Source organism: Gilliamella sp. B3464 (assembly GCF_026536145.1).
Lineage (GTDB): Bacteria > Pseudomonadota > Gammaproteobacteria > Enterobacterales > Orbaceae > Gilliamella.
Map to the genome: position 1 here is coordinate 14,206 of NZ_JAFNOQ010000010.1, position 24,688 is coordinate 38,893.

The window sequence follows — 24,688 nt, forward strand, 5'->3', positions numbered from 1 at the left end:
CGGTATAAATTTTTCTGTCCATGAACATCGTCAAAATATAGCCGAAGTTGGGTATACGGCACATACTACTATGGTAATTGTTATTATTGTTTTAATGACAAAGCAATCACCTTCCATACTTTTAAGGCCAGCAAACTTATGCATCATCATCATTTCAAACCAAAAAATATTATTGCATAGCCTATACGAGGATAACAAACCATAAGATGGTTACAGTCAATACCATACAAAATAATGTATAAATAGCATCAAAATGAAAGATTTGATTTAAAACATAAAGTTAATTACACCATTATGAGCTATAAAAATATTTTTAAGCGAAGATACTTAATGAGAAGAGTAGCTAGTAGAAATATACTAATGAAGTAAAAATAGACAAAAAACTAAAACGCAATACAAATCATGTCTGTCGGTGATGAACAAATTCACCTTTATGTTTATCCTATCATTTTATCGAAAGGATAAAACGTTGACGTGGATCCAAACAAGGCTATCTACGTCATTACATTTAAATAGCGAATAAAAAATAGTAATTGTTATTTTTAAGGCAGATTTTTTGCATAAAAAAAAATCACAGAATAATTTCTGTGATTTTTGTTGTCATTGAATTAAAAATATTCAAATAAATTAGCTTTTTTCTACTTGGCTAAAATCAAGCTCAACAGGTGTTGAACGACCAAAAATAGAAACTGAAACTTTTAGGCGACTTTTTTCGTAATCAACTTCTTCAACCACACCATTAAAGTCAGCAAATGGTCCTTCATTAACACGCACAAGCTCACCCGGTTCAAACAACGTTTTAGGACGAGGTTTGTCACCGACTTGTTGTAAGCGGTTCATAATTGCATCAACTTCACGTTGACTGATCGGTGCTGGTCTATCCGATGTACCACCAATAAAGCCCATTGTTCTTGGTACACTTTTGACCAAATGCCAAGTCGCATCGTTCATTATCATTTCAACTAGTACGTAACCTGGGAAGAATTTACGTTCACTTTTACGGCGTTGACCACTTTTCATCTCAACGACTTCTTCTGTAGGAACTAATACTTCGCCAAATGCGTCTTCCATATTATGTAATTTGATATATTCACGTAATGATTGTGCAACACGCGCTTCATAACCTGAGTAAGCTTGAATGACATACCAACGTTTTTGTTGTGCTTCGCTCATATTAACGTCCTATTGATGTTAAATAAAAGACTATTGAACGGAATAAAGAATCCATTCCCCAAAGTGCTAAGCCGACAATCACAGTAATTGCAGCAATGAGTAAAGTTGTTTGTACGGTCTCTTTACGTGTTGGCCAAACTACCTTTCTTAGCTCTTTTCTAGATTCTTGTAAAAACACATAAAATGCCTTACCTTTATTTGTTGTAAAGGCAATAAATAAAGTTAACAACGAAATTACAACAACCGCAATAATTCGCACGATAGTATTTGGTTGATATATATCATTAGGTCCAGCAAAATAGAAATTCCCCCAGACAATAAACGCAATCAGTACTAGAACTAAACCCCATTTGAATTTGTCTAGATTCGTGTTTGTATCTTGACTCTCGTTACTTACTAGCATATAAAACCTATGATTATGTTATTTATAATAATATCTATTTTCCAAAATGCTCTTTAAAGAAAAACATTTTGCTAAACAGACTAGATAAGAAAGGGTATCAAACGACACCCTTCTTATTGTCGCTAGTGTATAAAATTATTTAATAACTTTAGCAACAACACCCGCACCAACAGTACGACCACCTTCACGAATCGCAAAACGTAAACCTTCTGCCATCGCAATTGGGTGAATTAATGATACTGTCATTTTGATATTATCGCCTGGCATTACCATTTCTACACCTTCTGGTAACTCGATAGTACCTGTTACGTCAGTTGTACGGAAGTAGAACTGTGGACGGTAACCTTTGAAGAATGGAGTATGACGTCCGCCTTCTTCTTTACTTAAAATATAAACTTCTGATTCAAAGTCTGTATGTGGTGTGATTGAACCTGGTTTAGCTAATACTTGACCACGTTCGATTTCTTCACGTTTAGTACCACGTAGTAATACACCTACGTTTTCACCTGCTCGACCTTCGTCAAGTAATTTACGGAACATTTCAACACCAGTACAAGTTGTTTTTGTAGTCGGTTTGATACCAACGATTTCAACTTCTTCACCTACTTTGATTACACCGCGCTCTACACGACCTGTTACTACTGTACCACGTCCTGAAATTGAGAATACGTCTTCAATTGGTAATAGGAATGGTTTGTCGATATCACGCTCTGGCTCTGGAATGTAGCTGTCTAACGCTTCAGCTAATTCAACAATTTTGTCTTCCCATGCTGCATCGCCTTCTAACGCTTTTAACGCTGAACCACGAATAACTGGTGTGTCATCACCTGGGAAATCGTATTGAGATAGAAGTTCACGTACTTCCATTTCAACTAATTCTAATAATTCTTCATCATCAACCATATCACATTTGTTTAAGAATACGATGATGTAAGGAACACCTACTTGACGTCCTAATAGAATGTGCTCACGAGTTTGTGGCATAGGACCATCAGTTGCTGCTACTACTAGGATAGCGCCGTCCATTTGTGCCGCACCAGTGATCATGTTTTTAACATAGTCAGCATGGCCCGGACAGTCTACGTGTGCGTAGTGACGAGTTGGTGTATCGTATTCAACGTGTGAAGTATTGATGGTAATACCACGTGCTTTTTCTTCTGGTGCGTTATCGATTTGATCGAATGCACGAGCTTGACCGCCGTATTTTTTAGCAAGTACAGACGTAATTGCAGCAGTTAAAGTTGTTTTACCATGGTCAACGTGGCCGATTGTACCAACGTTAACGTGGGGTTTTGTACGTTCAAATTTTTCTTTAGACATTTATCGTCCCTCAAATGTAATACAAATCGGTGGTGAATCACCACATTAACCAAGTATCATATTTAATATCAATATAATACTAACTTAAAATTAGCTCTGAATGATAACAGATAAAGCCATCGAGTGACAAGCTTTAAAGCAGTCAAATTCGATATTTTTAGAAGTTTAGGAGATTAACAAGAATGGTGCTGATAGGCAGATTTGAACTGCCGACCTCACCCTTACCAAGGGTGCGCTCTACCAACTGAGCTATATCAGCAATTGGAGCGGGCAGCGGGAATCGAACCCGCATCATCAGCTTGGAAGGCTGAGGTAATAGCCATTATACGATGCCCGCATGTTCAAACTCGGCTACCTAAATGCTTCAATTAGCTATTGCTAATATTAGATATGTGGTGGTGGGGGAAGGATTCGAACCTTCGAAGTGTGACACGGCAGATTTACAGTCTGCTCCCTTTGGCCGCTCGGGAACCCCACCCCGAATCTTTATAATTTTGTTTACTTAGGAAAATGGTGCCGGCTGCCGGAATCGAACTGGCGACCTACTGATTACAAGTCAGTTGCTCTACCTACTGAGCTAAGCCGGCCTAAGTGCTGCGCATTATGGACTAGAACATTTAAGCTTGCAAGCAAAAAAATCAAATTTTATTTTGTTTGCTTAAAAAAAAATCAAAAACATAAAAAAAACCTGAAATTTAAGCTATTTCAGGTTTTTATTTAATCAAAAATAATATTTTAAATTATTTCTTCTTAGCGACTTTTTTCTTTGATTCAACTACTACACCTTTAGCGGCAGTATGCATTGCAACATCCTCGCTGATGTCACCTTTATCTTGATATGGACGTCCATAATAAGTATCAAGTAGAATTTGTTTTAATTCAGCAATTAAAGGATAACGTGGATTTGCTCCAGTACATTGGTCATCAAAGGCATCCACAGCAAGTTGATCAACTTGCGCTAAAAATGCTTTTTCATCTACACCAAATTCTTTAATAGAAAACGGTATATCAAGCTCTATTCTAAGTTGATCTAGCCAAGCGATCAGTTTTTCAACTTTCTTCTCATCTTTATCACTTGCGGATGTTAATCCTAAATGGTCGGCAATTTCTGCATAACGACTTACCGCTTTAGGATAACCGTATTGGCTAAACGTACCTTGTTTAGTTGGTTTATCGGTTGCATTAAATCGCACTACATTACTAATAAGCATTGCATTAGCAAAACCATGAGGAATATGGAAAGCAGCGCCAATTTTATGCGCCATTGAGTGACAAACACCTAAAAATGCTTGAGCAAAAGCGACACCCGCTAATGTTGCCGCACTATGCACTTTTTCACGCGCAACAGGGTTTTTCGCACCATCTTTATAACTTGCAGGTAAATAAGTTTTTAACAAACTTAATGCTTGTAATGCTTGACCATCAGAAAACTCACTCGCCATGATAGACACATAAGCTTCTAAAGCATGAGTTACTGCATCATAACCACCCGCAGCACAAAGTGATTTTGGCATATTCATTACTAAATTAGCATCAACAATTGCCATGTTAGGCGTAATGGCATAATCGGCTAATGGATATTTTTGACCAGTTGCATCATCTGTTACCACGGCAAATGGTGTTACTTCAGAACCGGTACCCGATGTAGTTGCTACACAAATTAATTTAGCTTTTTTACCCATGTTAGGGAAGTGACAAGTACGTTTACGAATATCCATAAAACGCAGCGCTAATTCATCAAATTTTGTTTCTGGGTGTTCATAAAGTACCCACATGATTTTAGCCGCATCCATTGGCGAACCACCACCCAAAGCAATAACAGTATCGGGTTGGAAGTCTGTCATTGATTGTGTTCCTTTACGAACAATACTTAAGGTTGGATCAGCTTCAACATCAAAGAAGGTTTCGCAAATTACGCCTTGTGCTTCTAATTGATCAGTAATTTGTTTTGAATAACCGTTATTAAATAAAAATTTATCAGTAACTAAAAAGACGCGTTTTGCTCCTTGCTCAATTATTTCATTTAAAGCAACAGGTAGTGAGCCACGTTTAAAATAGATAGAACTTGGTAATTTATGCCATAACATATTTTCTGCTCTCTTAGCGATGGTTTTCTTGTTAAGTAAGTGTTTCGGTCCAACATTTTCAGATACCGAGTTACCACCCCAAGAACCACAACCCAATGTTAAAGATGGCGCTAAATCAAAGTTATATAAATCACCAATACCACCATGTGCAGCTGGTTGGTTAATTAAGATACGACACGTTTTCATTTTGCTGCCAAAATAAGCAATTCGCTCACGATTACTATCTTGATCAGTATAAAGAACAGAGGTATGACCCATACCACCCATTTCAACTAATTTTTCGGCTTTTTCGACAGCTTCATTAAAATCTTTTGCTTTGAACATAGCCAATGTTGGTGAAAGTTTTTCATGCGCAAAAGGTTCTGACAAATCAACTTTAGTCACTTCACCGACAAGGACTTTTGCACCTGCCGGGGCTTTAAAGCCAGCCATTTCAGCAATCTTGGTTGCTGGTTGACCAACAATGTTAGCATTTAAAGCACCCTTATCATTTAAAATAATGCCTTGAACGGCTTTAGTTTCTTTAGCATTTAAAACATATGCACCATATTGTGTTAATAAACGTTTAACTTCATCGTACACAGAATCAACAACAACAATCGCTTGTTCAGATGCACAGATCATGCCGTTATCAAACGTTTTAGACATAAGTACAGAGGCAACAGCACGTTTTAAATCAGCCGTTTCATCAATAATAACTGGCGTATTACCTGCCCCAACACCTAGTGCTGGTTTACCTGAGCTGTAAGCCGCTTTAACCATACCTGGACCACCGGTTGCCAAAATAGCAGCAACATCATCGTGATGCATTAATGCATTCGATAATTCAATAGAAGGTTCATCAATCCAGCCAATAATATCTTTCGGTGCACCAGCTTTAATTGCAGCATTTAAGACGATTCGAGCAGCTTCAATAGTTGATTTTTTAGCTCTAGGATGTGGAGAAAAAACAATGGCGTTACGAGTTTTTAAGCTGATTAAAGATTTGAAAATTGCGGTAGAAGTAGGGTTGGTTGTTGGAACGATACCACAAATAATACCTAAAGGTTCAGCTAAGGTTATTGTTCCGTATGGTTCATTTTCTGCAACAACACCACATGTTTTATCATGTCGGTATTTATTTAGAATGTACTCAGCAGCAAATAAATTTTTAATGACTTTATCTTCTACTATTCCCATGCCTGATTCTTCTACAGCTTGTTGGGCTAGTGGGATTCTAGCTGCTGCAGCTGCTGTCGCGGCTGCGACGAAGATTTTGTCGACTTGCTCTTGAGTATAAGTTGAATAAGTTTCCTGTGCTTTTTTAACACGGGCCATTAACTCATTTAACTCATTCATGTTGGTTACTGCCATAGATTTCTCCTTGAAATTAAAAAAATAAATCTGGATCGTTTGGCTTCTTCCTTGAATTTTAAATGCTTCAGCATAACAACTAAACGAAATTGTCGTTATCCTAAATCAGTTTTTTACTTTATACAATAATATTGCACAAAAAATAAATATAGCAGACAAAATGAAAGTGATTAACAGAATAAATAACAACAAATATCGGTTATTTTTTTGATAAAAAACCATTTTTAGACAAAAATGGTCATGAGTTAACAATTAATGTTTAATATTAATAATATAGAGGGGTGTATCGTTATATTTTAGACAATTTATTTAACACATAACTAACTGCAACAAAACCAAAGGTTGCTGTAACGGTTGTAATTGCCCCAAAACCCGATGCACAATCCATTTTTTTCGCGCCGTCGGCATCACTTTTGGTAAAGCAAATTTGACCATTTTTAGCTGGATAAGTGAGTTGTTCGGTTGAGAAAACGCAAGGAATTGAATATTTACCTTTACTGTCTTTATTGAGTTTATAATCGTTTTTTAAGCGTTCGCGTAACTTAGCCGCTAATGGATCTTGAATCGTTTTGGCTAAATCAACGATCCTAATTTGGGTAGGATCTTTTTGACCGCCAGCCCCACCAATCGTTATCACCTTTAACTTCTGGCGTTTACAATATGCCAATACCGCAGCTTTATCACGGACACTATCAATTGCATCAATGATATAATCATAACGTGGTAACTGTTTGCTGCCTAAATAGTCGCTAACATTATCAACATTAATAAAATCATCGATCTCATTAACAATGCATTCAGGATTGATCTGCAAAATTCTATCAGCCATAACCGCTGTTTTGGCTTTGCCGATAGTTGTTGTTAAGGCATGAATTTGACGATTGGTATTGGTGACACAAACATCATCCATATCAATCAATGTAATTTGACCCACACCACTACGCGCTAGTGATTCAGCTACCCAAGAACCTACCCCACCTATGCCTATCACGCAGATATGGGCACGAGCAAAAGAAGCCAATGCAGATTCACCATATAACCGCGCAATTCCGCTAAAACGTTGAAAGTAACTTTCAGAAAATGTGTTACGCATAATCACCATTGTTATATCGAAATTTTGCAATACTAGCAGTGCATAACGATTAACGCAACTAACGCTGCTATTCTTGTCATTGATGTTATCAGTATTAGACTGGTAAATTAACTATTTACGTCCTAATTTCAATATCTCTTCTACCATTTGTTTAGTATGGGTTTGCATATATTTTACTAAATGGTCATTTTTTTCATTAAGTAGAATGAGATAAAAACGATTACGAGCCAGATGGGTTGATTCATCATAAGTACTGACAATTAAATAACCTATACCATTTTTTTCATCAGTTCCTACGGCATAATAAACGTTACCTTCTTGAGTGACTTTCGGATCAGATGAACGTATTGCGATTTGCAATTTAAAGAGTTTTTGAGCATCTTGAGCATTGGCAACGATATCATCCATAATGATGAAATAATCTTCATAATAGGTTGCTGATTTAGGATCTTGCATGTACATAATTGCACGCTTATCATTAGGATTACCTGAACCACTATCACGACTTTGATTATATATATAATAGGTTTTATTGTGGAAATCTAATTTTTTGGGTAAATCATAAGTTGGTAATTTTTGATTAATTACCGTTAACATCGGACCATAATTGCTAGGTTGATAATTACTTTCTAAGGTCCCACAACCAAACAATAATATTGATATAAAACTGATTATAACTTTTTTCATTTTGTTTCCTTCATGAGCTAAGTAAAAACACAATAAAATAATAAAATTTTACTACGACTTTACTTACTTGCTGATTTGCTATCCTTTTTTGTTATGGTTTAGAAAATTTGATTAATTCATCTATTAGCTTGGTGGTTTGAATTGGATTTATTGTTTGGTAAAAATCACTATTTTTTGCATCAATGTGATACATTAAAGCCTTTATTACAACAAAGCCTTTTGCTTGGTCAAATTGTTGAGTATAGATATAGCGCCCATTTACTTTGGAATCAATACCTTCAACATATTTCACATTTTTGTAAGATTTAATTTCCGGATTTTCATTATCTCGTAGTTTTAATTGCGTTAAAAAAACTGTCATCGCATCTTGTTCATTATTGACAACTTCATACATAATAAAAATCCGAGCATTATCTACATCATTACTATAAAGCACGATCTGTCTTTCATTGGATTGCTGTGTTTTTTCTGTTTTATCTGTTTTTACTTTATTAAAATTCACATTGAAAAATTTTTTTGCTCAGATACTTGAATGGATGGCAATGCTTTATCGGAGCGAAGAATAAAAGTTTTATCTGATTGAGGTGCACTTAATACTTGATTAAATGATATGTTTAATACAAAACATGCTGTAATAATAATTAAAAATCTTTTCATATACACCATCCTATTTGTTTGTTTAACAACCATACCTTTATGCTGATTATAAACTTTTTGAGTCTGTAAACAATTGATTATTCATTATCACTAAACGAAAGCATTTAACGTAAAATTAGCCGTTTTATTAGTTAACTTTATTTTTATTTTTATACTTAAATGCATATATTTCCTAAAACTTCTCTACAAGAGTGCCATCATTGTTTTTACCAATTTGAAAATAGAAATCTTTCTCCCTATGATGAGCAATTGAACGGATATTATTTGCCATTTTACACCATTCAATCGGCGCTTTAACCCGGCTAAAAAATAAAAGGTTTAATCACATATTCGATATCGGTATGTGACATAGCCACAACATAAGGTTCAGTCAGTAGTACGGTTGAATATAACGATTCTCGATGCTTAATAGCGAGTAAAAAGGAGTCTTACCCATAGCTTTCTAGTTTTAAAATAGGAAACGTAAAATCAAAAAATTGATCGGCATTGTCGACGCGTTCATCTAACACAATGAAATTTTCAAAAAATAGTTGGTAGTTAGATTTATCTGCCATCTTATCCTCCATATTGTGAAAGCAAATTGCCAAACGCAGGCTTTACTGGTTACCACCTAAATTAAATCAACTTATTTTTTATATAGTTAATTTTAGAGAAGAAAAAATAAGGCTAATTGATTTGTTACCAAATAGTATCCATGTGATTGCTCGTCATAGGGATAACCATAAAAAAAAGAACAAGAAAATCGCGTTTTAGATTATCAGATGGAAATAATAGACAGAAAGTTATGTGATACCTTGTCTTTTTCGATATACAAGGCATCACAAAATAATCGCTTAGTTTTTGAAGGAGTGAATTGGCGCAGGAATACGGCCGCCACGATTAATAAAATCGCATGAACTATATTTATTAACCGGCATAACGGGAGCATGACCAAGTAAACCACCAAATTCGATATTATCGCCAACCTTTAACCCAACAGCCGGAATAATTCTGACAGCAGTCGTTTTATGGTTGATAACACCAATTGCAGCCTCATCAGCAATGATTGCCGAAATAGTTTCGGCAGGCGTGTCGCCTGGAATCGCAATCATATCAAGTCCTACCGAACAAACACACGTCATTGCCTCGAGTTTTTCTAAATTCAGTGCGCCATTATTAACTGCATCTATCATACCTGCATCTTCAGAAACCGGAATAAATGCACCACTTAAACCACCCACATGACCACAAGCCATAACACCGCCTTTTTTAACAGCATCATTAAGCATAGCGAGTGCTGCTGTAGTGCCATGTGTACCAACAACTTCCAGTCCCATTTCTTCTAAGATATGAGCAACAGAATCACCAATAGCCGGTGTTGGTGCTAATGATAAATCAACAATCCCAAATTTTACGCCTAAACGCTCAGAAGCTTCTTTACCAACAAGTTGCCCCATGCGGGTAATTTTAAAAGCGGTTTTTTTAATCGTTTCGGCAACGACATCAAAAGATTGGCCTTTTACTTTTTCCAGTGCGCGTTTAACCACACCTGGGCCACTGACACCAACATTAATAACACAGTCAGCCTCACCAACGCCATGAAAAGCCCCAGCCATAAATGGGTTATCTTCAACCGCATTAGCAAAAACCACTAATTTTGCACAAGCCATACTGCTATTATTTGCAGTTAAACTAGCTGCTTGTTTGATAATTTGCCCCATCTGCTTAACTGCATCCATATTGATACCAGTTTGAGTTGAGCCCACATTAACCGATGAACATACACGTTCTGTTTGAGCTAATGCTTGCGGAATGGAGTTAATTAAAATTTCATCGCCTTTATGGTAACCTTTTTGCACTAAAGCCGAAAATCCACCAATAAAGTTAACCCCAACAGCTTTAGCTGCCGCATCAAGCGTTTTTGCAAACTCAACATAATCTTTATCGTCACTTGCACCTGCAATTAACGATATAGGTGTAACAGAGATGCGTTTATTGATAATAGGAATACCAAATTCTGAAGTGATCTCATCGCCAACTTTAACTAAATTTTTGGCAAGACGAGTAATTTTTTCAAAGATCTTTTGACGCGCTTTTTCACCATCACTATCAATGCAATCTAGTAGGGAAATACCCATGGTTATTGTGCGGATGTCAAGCTTCTCTTCCTCTATCATTTTAATGGTTTCGAGGATCTGTTTTGTTTCCATTAGTATTATCCTTCAGTAATGAGTATCAAATTTAGATTATAGGCGATGCATAGCATCAAAGATTTCTTCACGTTGAATATTGACTTTAACTTTCAGTTTTTCACCCGATTGAATTAATGCCGTTTTTACCTCATCAAAGCTCACTTTGATTTTAGATAAATCTAACAACATAATCATGGTAAAGTATTCATCCATAATAGTTTGGCTTACATCTAAAATATTAATATCCAATTCATAAAGCTTTTGACTAATACCTGCAATAATCCCTGTTTGATCTTTACCTATAACCGTTAAAATGGTTTTCATAACACTCTCCAGCACAATTTTTACACAGTTAAAAAATATTTATAGCGTTGATTATAATAACATCTTCAAAAATTATCGAAATAGGAGTAGATTGTTTTTTTTAGAAATAATAAAGACGATTACAACAAATTGAAAGGGCTGCATTATGGTAAATTTTCAAAAATCAAATAAATTGGATCATGTTTGTTATGATATTAGAGGACCTATTCTCGATCATGCCAAACGTCTAGAAGAAGAAGGACAAACGATTCTTAAACTCAATATTGGAAATCCCGCCCCATTTGGTTTTAATGCGCCTGATGAACTCCTTGTTGATGTAATTCGTAATCTACCAACTTCGCAAGGATATTGTGATTCCAAAGGTCTTTACTCAGCCCGTAAAGCAGTTATGCAACATTATCAAGCAAGAGGGGTTTCAAATATTGATGTTGAGGATATCTATATTGGTAATGGTGTATCAGAATTAATCGTACAATCAATGCAAGCCTTACTAAATAGTGGCGATGAAGTGCTAGTACCTATGCCAGATTACCCATTATGGACAGCTGCAATTAGTCTATCTGGCGGAAATGCCATTCACTATTTATGCGATGAAGAGGCCAATTGGTCACCCGATTTAGAAGATATCAAACGAAAAATCACGCCAAAAACAAAAGGGATTGTTATCATCAATCCAAATAATCCAACAGGTGCGGTTTATAGCAAAGAAGTATTACTAGAAATTGCCGAAATTGCCCGTCAAAATAATTTGATTATTTTTGCTGACGAAATTTATGACAAAATTTTATATGATGATGCAGTCCATTATTCTATTGCTGCATTAGCCCCTGATTTATTTGTTGTCACCATGAGCGGCTTATCAAAAACTTACCGTGTTGCAGGCTTTAGACAAGGTTGGATGGCACTTTGTGGCCCTAAACAACATGTAAAAGGCTATATTGAAGGCTTAAATATGCTCGCTTCAATGCGACTATGTGCTAATGTACCATTACAACACGCTATTCAAGGTGCGCTTGGCGGCTACCAAAGTATTAATGAATTTATTGTTCCGGGTGGTCGACTTTATGACCAGTGCATGTTGGCATGGCGTTTACTTAATGATATACCCGGTGTTTCGTGTACTAAACCACAAGGCGCTTTATACTTATTTCCAAAACTTGATCAACAAAAATTCAATATCCATAATGATCAAAAATTAGTGTTAGACTTTTTATTGCAAGAAAAAGTATTGTTAGTACAAGGAACTGGATTTAACTGGCATAAACCCGATCATGTTAGAATTGTGGCTTTACCTCATACTGGTCAGCTTGAAGATGCTATTGGACGATTTGCTAAATTCTTATCTAGTTATAAACAATAAACAAAAAATTATCTACTTTATGATTCTCCCCCCCCCTCTTTTTGCTGCTTGAGAATTAGAGGGGTTAAACAAAAACACTACAATCATATTTAATTAACTTAAAATCGTTTATTAATAAATTTTAATCGACACAAATTATCACTAACTAAATTTATATATTACGGTTTAAACTTATTGTCTCAAATCTCGTTACACCAGCTGTACTGATACTTGCTCAACAAGATTATTTAAGAAATGATGCCAATATTCACTGCCAATTTATGCTAACGCCAATAAATCAGCTTGCCGCGAAGACTAACATTCTAATTGTTTGAATTAGTTGCTAAAAGAACATCTAAAATAGCATGATGATATAGGGTAATCACTATCAGCAGATTTTGTTAAAAAAGACGCTAAAGTTGAGTTTTTAACTCAATGTATTATAAAAAAAGCGCTATCAAAAGCGCTTTAATCGAAAAATGAATCAAATTTATTTTTTGATTCCAGCAAGTTTTGCACGAATATTTTCTGCACGATCTTTTGACGATGGGTGTGTACTTAAAATTGAAGAACTATCACCTTGAGCTGCTAATTTATCAAATGCAGTAGCAAGTCCTGCTGGATTAATCTTTCTTTTCACTAAGAAATCGAACGAGTAGTCATCTGCAGCGGTTTCTTGTTTTTGTGAAAATTGTGAATTGATAACTTTTGCAGCTAAATCACCTAATTGTGATTGAGAAATTGATGAAACTACACTGTTTCCTGATGCCGCAGCAGCATCACGAGCAATTTCAGTAGTATAAGCCACTTGCATTGCTTTTTTGCTATGACCTAAAGCAACGTGACCTAATTCATGACCGAGTACACCTTCAACTTCATTATCGTTCATCAAGTCCATCAGACCGCTATATACACGCACACAACCATTTGCCATTGCCCACGCATTAACATCTTTAGTTAAATAAACTTTATAATTAACTGGTGTACCCTCAACATTATTACCAAGCGCTTTAGCAATTTTATTGAGTCGTTTAGTATAAGTACTATTAGCCGGTGCAATTTTTGATTGAGCATCCATTTGAGCACAAGCTTCTTGACTTAATTGCTTAACATCATTATCACTTAAAGTTACCGCTTTAAGACCTTTCATCCCCAAATTAACTGCATCATTTGGGTTGATATTACAACCAACTAGAGACATTACTGCAACCAAAGGTAGCGTAACTAATAATGTTTTTTGATGTTTTTTCATATCATTTTCCTTATATTATAAATATATCAACTTTTATCTAATTTTTAGTGAGTTTCGAAAAATTTTAAACTAACTTGCGTAATAATCAATAAATAATTGCTTGTTTTATACTAGAAAAAAGAATTACTTGCTTACCTATATCAGGAAGCTTAGACTATTGGGTCATTTTTTTGAGGTATATAATTATGCAATTATCTGATTTTGACTTCACTCTTCCCAAAGAACTTATAGCCAAGCACCCGTCAGAAACAAGAAGTGCATGCCGTCTGTTATCACTTGATGGTGCAACAGGTCAGATAGAACATGGCGTCTTTTCCGATATTATCGATAAAATCAATCCTGGCGATTTACTGGTTTTTAATAATACTCGAGTAATTCCTGCTCGGGTTTATGGTAAAAAAGCCTCTGGTGGTAAAATTGAGATCTTAATTGAACGATTGTTAGATAATCATCGCGCGCTAGCCCACATAAAAGCATCAAAATCACCTAAAGAAGGCGCTGAATTAATATTAGGCGAAGATGCATCGGTTAATGTAATTATGCTCGCTCGGCACGATAGTTTATTTGAACTACAATTTCCTGATGATGTGCTGACAATCTTAAATAAAATTGGCCATATCCCATTACCGCCTTATATAGATAGGCCCGATGACAGCCATGATCGTGAAGTTTATCAAACCGTTTACAGTAAAATACCGGGAGCGGTTGCCGCCCCGACTGCCGGATTGCATTTTGATCAACCTTTATTAGAAAAATTAAAACAAAAAGGTATTGAGATGGCTTTTGTAACCTTACATGTTGGTGCCGGCACATTCCAACCCGTCAGAGTAGAAAATATAGAATCACATGTGATGCACGCTGAGTATGCACAAGTCCCACAATCAGTAGTTGACGCTGTTTTAGCATGCAAAGCAAGAGGCAATAAAGTCATAGCAGTTGGAACAACCTCGGTTAGAGCACTGGAAAGCGCGGCACAAAAAACCGGTAAAATTGCACCATTTTTTAATGACACTCAAATATTTATCTATCCTGGTTATCACTTTAATGTTATCGATAGCTTAATTACTAATTTTCACTTACCTGAATCAACATTAATTATGCTGGTTTCTGCGTTTGCTGGTTATCAAAATACAATGAATGCTTATCAAGAAGCTGTCAAACAACAATATCGTTTTTTTAGTTATGGCGATGCTATGTTCATTACTAAACAAAATCAACAATAACAGTTAGAATTATTTCAATCTTTTACCTATTGCCGATTGAATATCAAAATTAGGCAGGTCTTTTTTAACTAAACAAGTTGTCAAAGTTACTTGCCACTCATCTTATCTAAAATATTATTGATACGCTTTAAAGTTGAAGGATGTGAAGCTGGATCTTTTACAGCATGAATAGGCATTTTAGATAACATACCAACTAAACCAATAGGATCAATGTTTTGGTTAACTAATAAGTCAAAAGCATAATTATCTGCCTCTATTTCATGTTGCTGAGCAACAGCTTCTTTTTGGAAGATAACAATTTCATTCACTTTGTCAGCAAGTTCGATGTAAGAAGCTTGTTGAAACGAACTAACAAAATGTTGTAAAGCAATATGAGCCTGTTCATGAGCAATAACTGCTTGTAATTCAGCATCATTTAATAGTTTTATTAAACCACTATTTATGCGAATACAACCATTGGCTGTGGACCATGCATTTGGCTCAGTATCAAGATAGACTTTATAATTTAATTTAATATGATTAATCGTTTGTGGTAATGTTAAGGCGACTCTATTTAATCGTTGGCTCATTTTATGATAACTAGCAGGAATTACTGCTTTTTCATCCATTTCCATACAAGCAAGCTGGCTCATTGCCATAATATCAGAAGGCGATAACCGACTCGCTACATCAGCAGAAATTAATTTTAAGGTACTTTTATTGTGACTTTGACAACCTACCAAACAAAATAGCAATACATAAACGAGCCAAAATAACGACAAAAAACTTTTCACAAACGTCAAAAACCTTCTAAATATTGTCTAATACGGTCAGCCACGCTAAACTAGGCGCCGAAAAATCATAATACAATGACGTATTATATCAATAATTCGTGCCAAACTGTTTATTTGGTCGCAAGAGGTTAACAAAAAAATGAAATTTGAATTAGATAATACCGACGGCTTAGCGCGCCGTGGACGAATGAAGTTCGATCGCCGTGGCGTTGAATATACAGTTGAAACACCAGCATTTATGCCGGTGGGTACTTATGGTACCGTCAAAGGTATGACTCCCGAAGAAGTCGCTGCAACCGGCGCACAAATCCTATTGGGAAATACTTTCCATTTATGGTTAAGACCGGGACAAGCAATTATGCGTAAACATGGTGATTTACATGATTTTATGCAGTGGCCAGGTCCGATTCTAACCGACTCAGGCGGATTTCAAGTATTTAGCCTTGGTGATATCCGTAAAATTAAAGAAGAAGGTGTCTATTTTCGCAATCCAATTAATGGCGATTCTATTTTTCTTTCGCCAGAAATTTCGATGGAAATCCAATATGATCTTGGTTCAGATATTGTCATGATCTTTGATGAATGTGCCCCTTTTCCAGCAGAGTGGGACTATGTCAAAAAATCGATGGAAATGTCTTTACGCTGGGCAAAACGGAGTCGTCAACGCTTTGATGAACTCGGTAATAAAAATGCCTTGTTTGGTATTGTCCAAGGTGGCATCCATCAAGAATTACGAGACATTTCAATTAAAGGATTAACCGAAATTGGTTTTGATGGGTATGCTGTTGGCGGATTAGCTGTTGGCGAGCCAAAAGCCGACATGCATCGAATTTTAGAAGGGACTTGTCCACAATTACCTGCTGATAAACCTCGCTATTTAATGGGTGTGGGTAAACCAGAAGATTTAGTTGAAGGCGTCCGCCGTGGTATTGATATGTTCGATTGCGTCATGCCAACACGTAATGCCCGTAATGGTCATCTATTTGTGACTGATGGTGTGATAAAAATCCGTAATGCTAAATATAAAGATGACACAACACCACTTGATCCACATTGTGATTGTTACACCTGTAAAAATTACACCAAATCTTATCTTCATCATTTAGATAAATGTGGTGAGATTTTAGGCGCTCGTTTAAATACTATTCACAATTTACGCTATTATCAACGCTTAATGGCAGAGATTCAAGAAGCAGTTGCTAACAAACGTTATGAAGAATTTGTTACCGAATTTTATCAACGTATTGGCAAAACACCAGCACCTTTCTCTATATAATTAAGCAAAGCGCATAATTTTTTAATGTAACTATTGACAGTTTATGGTTAGCAAAGTATTATGCGCATCCTAACGGCGAGTAGCGCAGCTTGGTAGCGCAACTGGTTTGGGACCAGTGGGTCGGAGGTTCGAATCCTCTCTCGCCGACCAATTTTAAATAAAAAAGCCTGCTCATTGAGTGGGCTTTTTTATTATTCGCTTCAGCTTAAAGGATAAGAACCGACGGAGGTTCGAGCCGAGCGCAGCGAGACAACGTTGCTTTAGCAACGGCCCAACGGGCGAGCATAAAATGCGAGTCATCCTCTCTCACTGATCAATTTTTTTATGATCTTCACTTTATAAACTTGCTCTTGATTGAATCACCGGTACTAATGTTGATAAATCAGGTTTTGCATACTCTAGCTGTTTATTTAATCGATTTAACAATATAGCAGCGGTGTATTGACCAATTTGCTTTGATGGTAAAGCCACTGTTGTTAAAGTTGGAAAGCTGACTTGACTAAATTCATTATTACCAAATCCACTTACTGCTAATTGATAAGGCACGCGAATGTGTCGACGTTGGCACTCATACAATACGCCACAAGCTAATTCATCGGTTGTACAAATTAGTGCATCAAGTTCTGGCCAATTAAGTAGCATATCGGGTAATAATTCACTACCAGTAGTAAAGTTAGCCGGTTTAGCCGCATTGATGATGCGATGAGTGGGTAAATGATAAGCTAGCATGGCTTTATGCCAACCATGTAAACGTTGTTGAAATAGTTGATACTGTTGATTCGCACAAAGTAAACCAATATGGCGATAACCTTTTTTTATAACGTGCTCGGTCAATACATACATCGCAAGGCTATCATCTAGGCCAATATGGGCATTGTCTAATTCATCAATTTGTTGTCCTATGTTAACAATTGGTACGGCTTTATTATCAATCACTTGATTAATTAACGCATCATTGTTGATATAAAATAGTACAATCGCTTTAAGATTTTGATTATATAAGGTTTCTAATAATTGTGATTCACGATGGTAGTAATGGCAAGCTTCAATGATTAATGTGGTATAACCCTGTTTGGCTAATTGAATTTGTAAGGTATTAAGTAAAATGTGTGTAGAGTTATCATAGATTTGGTCAGTAACAACTGCAATGACTTGATTATCGGACGCTGATGCTAGCAAGCTAGCTGCCACATTGGGTTTATAACCAAGCGTCTGAACAGATAATTGAATTTTTTGGCGTAGCTTATCAGACACCCTTTCAGGTGTTCGCAGCGCTCGCGATACAGTCATAGCGCCAACACCTGCATGTTTAGCTACATCAAATAAGGTTATTTGTCCTGTACTCCTACGTTTTTTTATATCCTGCATTTCTTATCCCAATTGAATATTATCAAAGCTGTTATTTAACACACGACTCATAACATACTTGTTAACAAAAAAGAGGACATAAGCCCCAATACTATACATAGTAATCTGTCTGAATGATAATTTTATGAGTGTTTAGTTGAAAATGTTATCTACATCACAAAATCAATAAAATTTTAATTAACTTTGATAGCGCTATCACATTTCTATTATTTTTTAATTTTTATTATTTCCCAATATGTTAGTTTATAAAAAATACTTAAGGTATCGATTTTAATGGAGGAAAAATGTTAGATAAATGGTTAACTAACCAGACAGTTAATATTGTCGATTCCGTTGATGATTGGAAAGAAGCAATACAACTTTGTGCTAAGCCATTATTAGAAAGTAATGCCATTTCACCTAGTTATATCCAAGCTATTTTTCAACTACACCAATCCATTGGACCTTACTATGTTTTAGCACCAGGTATTGCCATGCCACATGCTAGACCAGAGCAAGGGGTGAATCAATTAGGTCTATCTATGCTATTAGTTAAACAAGGCGTTGATTTTAATTCGCAAGAAAATGATCCCGTCTATTTAATTACTTTATTAGCCGCGAGTGATAGTACCAGTCATATTGAAATGTTAACCCAATTAGCCGCGCTATTTGGCGAATCAAAAGATATGCAGAGAATTTTTCAAGCACAACAACGCGATGAAATTTTGGCTGTAGTTAAACACTATTAACTTTAATAAAAAATAAAAGGATAAACAAAATGAAAATTATGGCAGTTTGCGGTTCAGGTCTTGGTAGTAGTTTTATGGTTGAAATGAATATCAAAAAAGTTCTGAAAAAATTAAATGTTGATGCTGAAGTTACCCATGCGGATCTTGCTTCAGCAACCCCAGATCAAGCGGATTTATTTGTCATGACCAAGGATTTAGCGGCAAGCTCTGGCATTCCAGCGGACAAATTAGTTATTTTAAATAATATTATCGATATCAACGATTTAGAAGCAAAACTCGTTGAACATTTCGCTAAACATTAATGATATTATGAGGACTTGCTATGATACAAGAAATAGTAAAGTTTATTGTTGATATTTTAAAAGTACCTTCAATATTAGTTGGACTTATTGCCATGGTTGGGCTTATTGCTCAGCGCAAATCCTTTGCTGACACCGTCAAAGGTACCATTAAGACCATTTTAGGTTTTTTAGTATTAAGTGGTGGGGCAACCGTACTCATTAGTGCTATTACCCCATTAGGCATGATGTTTGAACAAGCGTTTAAATTACAGGGTATTATTCCAAATAATGAAGCTATTGTTTCAATGGCACTTAACGAGTATGGTGCAGCAACAGCGTTAATTATGGCCTTTGGTATGGTTGCCAATATTATCGTTGCGCGTTTTACTCGTTTAAAATTCATCTTCTTGACCGGTCACCATACTTTTTATATGGCTTGCATGATAAGTATTATATTAACGGTAGCGGGGTTTGAGGGATGGCAATTAGTCTTCACCGGATCATTAGTACTTGGCTTAATTATGGCCTTTTTCCCTGCACTCGCACAACCGCAAATGCGTAAAATAACCGGTAATGATGATGTCGCTTTTGGTCACTTTGGTACATTAGGTTACGTTTTAGCGGGTTGGCTTGGAATGGCAGTTGGTAAAGGATCTCGTTCAACCGAAGAGATGAATCTACCTAAAAATCTAAGTTTTTTACGTGACAGTTCGATTTCAATCTCATTAACCATGATGATTATCTATTTAATTCTTGCTATCTTTGCTGGTTCTAACTACGTCGAAACGACTTTAAGTAAAGGTGATAACTATCTCGTTTATGCCATTATAGAAGCCATTACTTTTGCCGCAGGTGTATTTATCATCCTACAAGGTGTACGCTTAATTCTAGCTGAGATTGTCCCTGCATTTACTGGTTTTTCTGAAAAATTAGTGCCGAATGCTAAACCCGCTTTAGACTGCCCTGTCGTATTTCCTTATGCACCAAATGCAGTATTAATTGGCTTTCTATGTAGTTTTTTAGGTGGATTAGTCGGACTATTTGTACTTGGACAATTAAACTTAGTATTAATTTTACCGGGCGTTGTACCGCATTTCTTCTGTGGGGCAACCGCTGGAGTATTTGGTAATGCAATGGGCGGCCGTCGTGGTGCCATGCTTGGTGCATTTGCCAATGGATTATTGGTAACATTCTTACCTGTGATGTTATTACCAGTTTTAGGTTCACTTGGTTTTTCAAATACTACGTTTTCTGATGTTGATTTTTGTGGTGTCGGTATCATCCTCGGTAATATGGCAAAATGGTTTAATAAAGATGTGATAATGGCAATTATTGTAGCTATCTTCGCTTTACTCGTTATTTTTAACTATACGATAAAACCTAAAAACAGCAAAAACGATAAAGCATAACCAATATGCTTTATTTTATTCAAAAGCTATACCAGACTAAACCATAGTCTGGTATTTTTTTATGGGTGCATTATAGACTTACTAATAATTTATCGCTTATAGTTAATCATTATTACCTTACATTCGGCTATGCACAAAGCACCATGATAAGCTTTTTTTACTATCGATAAGCTATATTTGCCTTGAGTGTTTGACGGTTAGAATAATGACACGGACAATATATTTATAAGAAATAAGGAACAAATAATGACTACTAGCCAAGCTGAGAGTATTCTAGTCAATCCCAATATATTACTAAAAACTGCTAATAACAGTTATGCTAAAGATCTATATAATGTCATTGATTTCAATCGAAACTATTTTAGCCAATTTATGGCATGGCCTAAATTTGTGATAAACGAGTTAGATACAGCTCAATTTTTACAAGAGTGCGAGTTAAAACATCAACAAAATCAGAGTAAAACCTATGTCATTATACAAAATGATAGGGCTGTCGGTATATTGTCTTTCAATCAAATCGATGCTAACAATAAAACAGCTTATATTGGATATTGGCTTGATAGTCGAGCTGAAGGAAAAGGTGTTATGACTCAAGCAGTCCAAGCGCTTACCAACTACTATGCATCACAAAAAATTATTAAACGGTTTGTTATTAAATGTGCTGTTAGTAATATAAAAAGCAACGCTGTAGCAAAGCGTTGTGGTTTTAGTTATGAAGGAAGATTAAAACAAGCCGAATACTTAAATGGGATTTATCATGACCAAAATATTTATGGACTGATTTCAACTTATATGTAAAACAACAATGAACATCTGTCAGTAAAACTGAAAACTCAACGATTGTCATTTTTAATAAAATAACCGGCAATTGCCGGTGTTGATCAAGTAATAGCCTGTTCGTTCAATATGCACTCATGCAATAATTATTTATTGATGATATAACCACAAATTGCTAACAGCAGTACCACAAATACAGTTGCTATAGCGATGAGGTATTGTGTTTTTGTTCGATATTTTTTCATCTCGCCAAGAGAGAGCTCTCTATTTTTATTCTTGCTATGATAATAATAGTATAATGGCAACCCAAGTAGAGTAAGTACTATTGATGCTATGCCATTAAACGTTTGATAAACCAACATGCCATAAATAACATAAATTGCACCAATGATCGCCATAATCGGAACTATCGGATAAGCAATCACTTTATAAGAACGCGGTATATCTGCATATTTTTTTCGCGCTATAATAACGCCAATAAACGTCAGCAAATAAAAAACCCATATTGAAAACATGGATATCTCGGATAGGCGATCTGCATCAAGCAAGATTGAATATAAAAAGGCAAACACCACTAATACCGAGATCGCATTAACTGGTGAACGACTCGCTTCATCAAGTGTACTAAGATAACGAGCGCCAATAATCGTACCTCGTTCAGCCATACTAAAAATAGTACGAGATAATGTCATAATATACCCATTAATCCCACCCAAAATTGATACCATTATGCCTACTGCCACTAAATTCCCACCTAAATGACCAAACATTCGTTGTGAGGCAACAGCCGAAGCATCATGGCCAAGGGTGACCATTTCTTGAACTGGAAAAATTTTAAACAGTGCTATATTTATACAAGCATAAACAATAACTAAAAATATGATGCCTAAAATAATTGCTTTAGGTAAAACTTTTGCCGGATTATGAATTTCACCAGCAACCGAAGCAACTTGTGCCCATCCATCATAAGCAAACAAGGTCGCCAAAATCGCTACAGCGAAAGGTGCAAAAGTTTCAATACCCTGTCCACTAGCCCCAAATAAGGCAACTTGACCATTGCCCTTCCATAATCCAAATACAGCTAAGAGTAATATTGGGATTAATTTACAAACTGTAGCTAGCGTTTGTAAATACCCAGCCTGTTTAACACCAATTGCATTAATAAATGCAATAAAGCCTAATACGCCAGCGCTCACCGCCATACGATAACTATCATCTATATTAAATAACAAACAAAAAACTGAACTAAAATAACCAACTAACGCACCAACTAAAGAAGGCGCAAATAACACAGTTATCATCCAGCCATAAAGATGAGCAATTTTAGGGCCATAGATTTTTTCTAAATAAACGAGCATGCCACCTGTTTTTGGAAACATAACCCCCAATTCACACAGCGTTAATCCCCCACAAATAGAAAAAATACCACCAATTATCCAAGCTAGCAGCGCATAATTATAATCACCAGCTACGGCTAATACGGCTGGTGGTTTCATAAAAGCGCCCGCCCCTAATACCATTCCTACAACTAACGACAATGCAGAAACTAAACCAAGATCTTTTCTTAATTTACTTTCTAGATTATGTTCTGACATAACTGTTCCCTTGAATATAAAAATACATCTACAAAATGGGCTTATATTAGGGATTTATTTATAAAACACAAGAAAGATTAATTTTAAAAAATTGGAAAGGCATAAAAATCAAGGTTATAAAAAAGTTAGCTAAACACTAACTTTTTTATTAATTGGTAAAATGAATATTAGTTTTTCTTTTTCATTTTCATATCAACCACCATACGACCGCGAATTTTACCTGCTTTCATTTCTTCGATCATTTCATTGATATCTTCGAGCGGCCTTTTCTCAACAATAGGCACCACTTTACCTTCAGCACTAAAACGAAATGCTTCCGCCAGATCTTCGCGCGTACCAACAAGCGAACCTAATACTTGTATACCATCTAATACTGTTTTGGGAATGCTTAAGTCCATGGTTTCGGAAGGTAAACCTAACGCAACAACTCGTCCTAATGGACGCACAGAATTAATTGCTTGATTAAAGCCTGTTTTAGTTACTGAAGTCACCACCGCACCATGAACCCCGCCATCAGTATGTTCTTTAATATAAGCGCCCACATCGTCAACCTTTTTCGGATTAACCACTAAATCAGCTCCTAATGTTTTACATAACGCTAACTGACTGTCACTATTGCTAATTGCGACAACTTTGTTATTAAAAACCTTTTTTCCATACTCAATAGCAAGTGTGCCTAACCCACCAATGCCAAACACGGCTAACCATTGACCGGGCTTTGTGTCTGCAACTTTAATACCTTTATAAGTGGTAACGCCGGCACAGGTGACACTGGTGGCTTGAGCAGGATCAAGCCCATCGGGGACTTTAACGGCATAATCAGCTTTAACAATGCATTGTTCTGCCATTCCACCATCGACACTATAACCCGAGTTAAGCGCATGGCGACAAAATGTTTCATTACCCGAAATACAGTATTCACATGTACCACAACCGGCATGAAACCATGCAATACTGACGCGATCGCCTATCTTTAAACTTTTTACATCAGGTGCAATTTTAGTCACAATCCCCACACCCTCATGCCCAATAACCCGCCCCGGTTTTTTACCAAAATCACCCGATGCAACATGAATATCGGTATGACAAAGTCCACAATATTCAACATCGACTAAAGCTTCACCTGCTTCTAAAGGGCGAAGAGAAATATCTTTGATGTCAACTTGCCCATCACACTCTTGTCTAATAACAGCAGCTTTCATTATATTCTCCTTGAAAAGTTTTAAGTTTAAAATGTAATGATTTTCATTTTAAACTAAATTTTTTCTAAAAATTTGATTAATTTCACAAATTTGCAAAAGAATAGGATTATTAAATAATCTTTATAAAAAAATGCCATCAAGCCAAATTAGATTAAAAAATGATAAAATAAAGCCGTTAACGTGAGTAGATGAATAAA

At 36.0% G+C, this 24,688-nt stretch carries 22 protein-coding genes, 5 tRNA genes and 1 other RNA gene; 9 read left to right on the plus strand and 19 right to left on the minus strand.

Annotated elements, in window-relative coordinates; genetic code table 11:
* Window positions 1-627 precede the first annotated feature (627 nt).
* The 14 genes from nusG to J3U57_RS10370 form a co-directional block, all read right to left on the minus strand.
* Entirely contained in the window at window positions 628-1,173 is a 546-nt protein-coding gene (nusG, locus tag J3U57_RS10305; protein WP_065633261.1) for a transcription termination/antitermination protein NusG, read from the minus strand.
* A 1-nt stretch (window position 1,174) separates the two neighbouring features.
* Entirely contained in the window at window positions 1,175-1,576 is a 402-nt protein-coding gene (secE, locus tag J3U57_RS10310) for a preprotein translocase subunit SecE (RefSeq protein ID WP_065633262.1), read from the minus strand.
* 135 nt (window positions 1,577-1,711) lie between these two features.
* Complete coding sequence (gene tuf, locus J3U57_RS10315) at window positions 1,712-2,896, minus strand: elongation factor Tu (protein WP_267334586.1); 1,185 nt, start codon at window positions 2,894-2,896, stop codon at window positions 1,712-1,714.
* 183 nt (window positions 2,897-3,079) lie between these two features.
* Window positions 3,080-3,155, minus strand: a tRNA-Thr gene (locus J3U57_RS10320).
* A 3-nt stretch (window positions 3,156-3,158) separates the two neighbouring features.
* Window positions 3,159-3,233 (minus strand) — tRNA-Gly (locus J3U57_RS10325).
* Between the two features lie 56 nt (window positions 3,234-3,289).
* Window positions 3,290-3,374 (minus strand) — tRNA-Tyr (locus tag J3U57_RS10330).
* 33 nt (window positions 3,375-3,407) lie between these two features.
* Window positions 3,408-3,483: transfer RNA gene (locus J3U57_RS10335), tRNA-Thr, on the minus strand.
* Between the two features lie 153 nt (window positions 3,484-3,636).
* A complete protein-coding gene (adhE, locus tag J3U57_RS10340; protein ID WP_267344653.1) occupies window positions 3,637-6,336 on the minus strand; it encodes a bifunctional acetaldehyde-CoA/alcohol dehydrogenase in 2,700 nt (899 codons plus the stop codon).
* A gap of 289 nt (window positions 6,337-6,625) precedes the next feature.
* The gene (gene tcdA / locus J3U57_RS10345) at window positions 6,626-7,429 is read right to left on the minus strand and encodes a tRNA cyclic N6-threonylcarbamoyladenosine(37) synthase TcdA (protein ID WP_267344655.1); all 804 of its coding nucleotides are present in this window, start codon (window positions 7,427-7,429) and stop codon (window positions 6,626-6,628) included.
* Between the two features lie 111 nt (window positions 7,430-7,540).
* The gene (locus J3U57_RS10350) at window positions 7,541-8,116 is read right to left on the minus strand and encodes a hypothetical protein (RefSeq protein ID WP_267344656.1); all 576 of its coding nucleotides are present in this window, start codon (window positions 8,114-8,116) and stop codon (window positions 7,541-7,543) included.
* 91 nt (window positions 8,117-8,207) lie between these two features.
* The gene (locus tag J3U57_RS10355; protein ID WP_267344657.1) at window positions 8,208-8,618 is read right to left on the minus strand and encodes a hypothetical protein; all 411 of its coding nucleotides are present in this window, start codon (window positions 8,616-8,618) and stop codon (window positions 8,208-8,210) included.
* Window positions 8,619-9,201: 583 nt separating this feature from the next.
* Window positions 9,202-9,327, minus strand: coding sequence for a hypothetical protein (locus J3U57_RS10360; RefSeq protein ID WP_267334323.1), 126 nt, complete (start codon window positions 9,325-9,327; stop codon window positions 9,202-9,204).
* 279 nt (window positions 9,328-9,606) lie between these two features.
* Window positions 9,607-10,962 carry a PFL family protein gene (locus J3U57_RS10365; protein ID WP_065634041.1) on the minus strand — a complete coding sequence of 452 codons (1,356 nt, stop codon included), beginning with the start codon at window positions 10,960-10,962 and terminating at the stop codon, window positions 9,607-9,609.
* 36 nt (window positions 10,963-10,998) lie between these two features.
* Window positions 10,999-11,268 (minus strand): ACT domain-containing protein, encoded by a 270-nt coding sequence (locus tag J3U57_RS10370; RefSeq protein WP_065634040.1) that lies wholly within the window; start codon window positions 11,266-11,268, stop codon window positions 10,999-11,001.
* A gap of 145 nt (window positions 11,269-11,413) precedes the next feature.
* On the opposite strand from J3U57_RS10370, the gene J3U57_RS10375 reads away from it, so the two are divergent.
* Window positions 11,414-12,628 carry a pyridoxal phosphate-dependent aminotransferase gene (locus J3U57_RS10375; protein WP_267334322.1) on the plus strand — a complete coding sequence of 405 codons (1,215 nt, stop codon included), beginning with the start codon at window positions 11,414-11,416 and terminating at the stop codon, window positions 12,626-12,628.
* A 469-nt stretch (window positions 12,629-13,097) separates the two neighbouring features.
* Here J3U57_RS10375 and J3U57_RS10380 read toward each other — a convergent pair whose 3' ends face one another.
* Window positions 13,098-13,859, minus strand: a complete 762-nt coding sequence (locus J3U57_RS10380) for a M48 family metallopeptidase (RefSeq protein WP_267344659.1) — start codon at window positions 13,857-13,859, stop codon at window positions 13,098-13,100.
* Between the two features lie 185 nt (window positions 13,860-14,044).
* Between J3U57_RS10380 and queA the strand changes: the two genes are divergently transcribed.
* The gene (gene queA, locus J3U57_RS10385) at window positions 14,045-15,082 is read left to right on the plus strand and encodes a tRNA preQ1(34) S-adenosylmethionine ribosyltransferase-isomerase QueA (protein ID WP_267344661.1); all 1,038 of its coding nucleotides are present in this window, start codon (window positions 14,045-14,047) and stop codon (window positions 15,080-15,082) included.
* An 86-nt stretch (window positions 15,083-15,168) separates the two neighbouring features.
* On the opposite strand, the gene J3U57_RS10390 is transcribed toward queA, so the two are convergent.
* On the minus strand, window positions 15,169-15,855 hold the full coding sequence (locus tag J3U57_RS10390) for a M48 family metalloprotease (RefSeq protein ID WP_267344662.1): 687 nt from the start codon (window positions 15,853-15,855) through the stop codon (window positions 15,169-15,171).
* Between the two features lie 139 nt (window positions 15,856-15,994).
* Between J3U57_RS10390 and tgt the strand changes: the two genes are divergently transcribed.
* The 3 genes from tgt to J3U57_RS10405 all read left to right on the plus strand — a co-directional run bounded on the left by tgt (window position 15,995) and on the right by J3U57_RS10405 (window position 17,447).
* On the plus strand, window positions 15,995-17,131 hold the full coding sequence (gene tgt, locus J3U57_RS10395) for a tRNA guanosine(34) transglycosylase Tgt (RefSeq protein ID WP_267344664.1): 1,137 nt from the start codon (window positions 15,995-15,997) through the stop codon (window positions 17,129-17,131).
* 73 nt (window positions 17,132-17,204) lie between these two features.
* Window positions 17,205-17,281 (plus strand) — tRNA-Pro (locus J3U57_RS10400).
* A gap of 41 nt (window positions 17,282-17,322) precedes the next feature.
* A non-coding RNA gene (locus J3U57_RS10405) (RtT sRNA) lies at window positions 17,323-17,447 on the plus strand.
* A 20-nt stretch (window positions 17,448-17,467) separates the two neighbouring features.
* Here the strand turns inward: J3U57_RS10405 and J3U57_RS10410 are convergent.
* Window positions 17,468-18,499: a LacI family DNA-binding transcriptional regulator gene (locus J3U57_RS10410; RefSeq protein WP_267344665.1), complete on the minus strand. Its 1,032-nt coding sequence runs from the start codon at window positions 18,497-18,499 to the stop codon at window positions 17,468-17,470.
* A 284-nt stretch (window positions 18,500-18,783) separates the two neighbouring features.
* Between J3U57_RS10410 and J3U57_RS10415 the strand changes: the two genes are divergently transcribed.
* The 4 genes from J3U57_RS10415 to rimL all read left to right on the plus strand — a co-directional run bounded on the left by J3U57_RS10415 (window position 18,784) and on the right by rimL (window position 21,715).
* Window positions 18,784-19,227, plus strand: a complete 444-nt coding sequence (locus J3U57_RS10415) for a PTS sugar transporter subunit IIA (RefSeq protein WP_267344666.1) — start codon at window positions 18,784-18,786, stop codon at window positions 19,225-19,227.
* Window positions 19,228-19,256: 29 nt separating this feature from the next.
* On the plus strand, window positions 19,257-19,529 hold the full coding sequence (locus J3U57_RS10420) for a PTS sugar transporter subunit IIB (RefSeq protein WP_065634032.1): 273 nt from the start codon (window positions 19,257-19,259) through the stop codon (window positions 19,527-19,529).
* A 20-nt stretch (window positions 19,530-19,549) separates the two neighbouring features.
* Window positions 19,550-20,917: a PTS ascorbate transporter subunit IIC gene (locus tag J3U57_RS10425; protein ID WP_267344668.1), complete on the plus strand. Its 1,368-nt coding sequence runs from the start codon at window positions 19,550-19,552 to the stop codon at window positions 20,915-20,917.
* 246 nt (window positions 20,918-21,163) lie between these two features.
* On the plus strand, window positions 21,164-21,715 hold the full coding sequence (gene rimL / locus J3U57_RS10430) for a 50S ribosomal protein L7/L12-serine acetyltransferase (protein WP_267344669.1): 552 nt from the start codon (window positions 21,164-21,166) through the stop codon (window positions 21,713-21,715).
* 125 nt (window positions 21,716-21,840) lie between these two features.
* Here the strand turns inward: rimL and J3U57_RS10435 are convergent, their stop codons facing one another.
* A complete protein-coding gene (locus tag J3U57_RS10435; protein WP_267334313.1) occupies window positions 21,841-23,289 on the minus strand; it encodes an APC family permease in 1,449 nt (482 codons plus the stop codon).
* 167 nt (window positions 23,290-23,456) lie between these two features.
* Window positions 23,457-24,491, minus strand: a complete 1,035-nt coding sequence (adhP, locus tag J3U57_RS10440; RefSeq protein WP_267334312.1) for an alcohol dehydrogenase AdhP — start codon at window positions 24,489-24,491, stop codon at window positions 23,457-23,459.
* Window positions 24,492-24,688: the final 197 nt, after the last annotated feature.

Bases quoted from the DNA above. Each gene is read 5' to 3' on its own strand.
- nusG (WP_065633261.1), bottom strand. From the start codon at position 1,173: ATGAGCGAAGCACAACAAAAACGTTGGTATGTCATTCAAGCTTACTCA.
- secE (WP_065633262.1), bottom strand. From the start codon at position 1,576: ATGCTAGTAAGTAACGAGAGTCAAGATACAAACACGAATCTAGACAAA.
- tuf (WP_267334586.1), bottom strand. From the start codon at position 2,896: ATGTCTAAAGAAAAATTTGAACGTACAAAACCCCACGTTAACGTTGGT.
- adhE (WP_267344653.1), bottom strand. From the start codon at position 6,336: ATGGCAGTAACCAACATGAATGAGTTAAATGAGTTAATGGCCCGTGTT.
- tcdA (WP_267344655.1), bottom strand. From the start codon at position 7,429: ATGCGTAACACATTTTCTGAAAGTTACTTTCAACGTTTTAGCGGAATT.
- J3U57_RS10350 (WP_267344656.1), bottom strand. From the start codon at position 8,116: ATGAAAAAAGTTATAATCAGTTTTATATCAATATTATTGTTTGGTTGT.
- J3U57_RS10360 (WP_267334323.1), bottom strand. From the start codon at position 9,327: ATGGCAGATAAATCTAACTACCAACTATTTTTTGAAAATTTCATTGTG.
- J3U57_RS10365 (WP_065634041.1), bottom strand. From the start codon at position 10,962: ATGGAAACAAAACAGATCCTCGAAACCATTAAAATGATAGAGGAAGAG.
- J3U57_RS10370 (WP_065634040.1), bottom strand. From the start codon at position 11,268: ATGAAAACCATTTTAACGGTTATAGGTAAAGATCAAACAGGGATTATT.
- J3U57_RS10375 (WP_267334322.1), top strand. From the start codon at position 11,414: ATGGTAAATTTTCAAAAATCAAATAAATTGGATCATGTTTGTTATGAT.
- J3U57_RS10380 (WP_267344659.1), bottom strand. From the start codon at position 13,859: ATGAAAAAACATCAAAAAACATTATTAGTTACGCTACCTTTGGTTGCA.
- queA (WP_267344661.1), top strand. From the start codon at position 14,045: ATGCAATTATCTGATTTTGACTTCACTCTTCCCAAAGAACTTATAGCC.
- tgt (WP_267344664.1), top strand. From the start codon at position 15,995: ATGAAATTTGAATTAGATAATACCGACGGCTTAGCGCGCCGTGGACGA.
- J3U57_RS10410 (WP_267344665.1), bottom strand. From the start codon at position 18,499: ATGCAGGATATAAAAAAACGTAGGAGTACAGGACAAATAACCTTATTT.
- J3U57_RS10415 (WP_267344666.1), top strand. From the start codon at position 18,784: ATGTTAGATAAATGGTTAACTAACCAGACAGTTAATATTGTCGATTCC.
- J3U57_RS10420 (WP_065634032.1), top strand. From the start codon at position 19,257: ATGAAAATTATGGCAGTTTGCGGTTCAGGTCTTGGTAGTAGTTTTATG.
- J3U57_RS10425 (WP_267344668.1), top strand. From the start codon at position 19,550: ATGATACAAGAAATAGTAAAGTTTATTGTTGATATTTTAAAAGTACCT.
- rimL (WP_267344669.1), top strand. From the start codon at position 21,164: ATGACTACTAGCCAAGCTGAGAGTATTCTAGTCAATCCCAATATATTA.
- J3U57_RS10435 (WP_267334313.1), bottom strand. From the start codon at position 23,289: ATGTCAGAACATAATCTAGAAAGTAAATTAAGAAAAGATCTTGGTTTA.
- adhP (WP_267334312.1), bottom strand. From the start codon at position 24,491: ATGAAAGCTGCTGTTATTAGACAAGAGTGTGATGGGCAAGTTGACATC.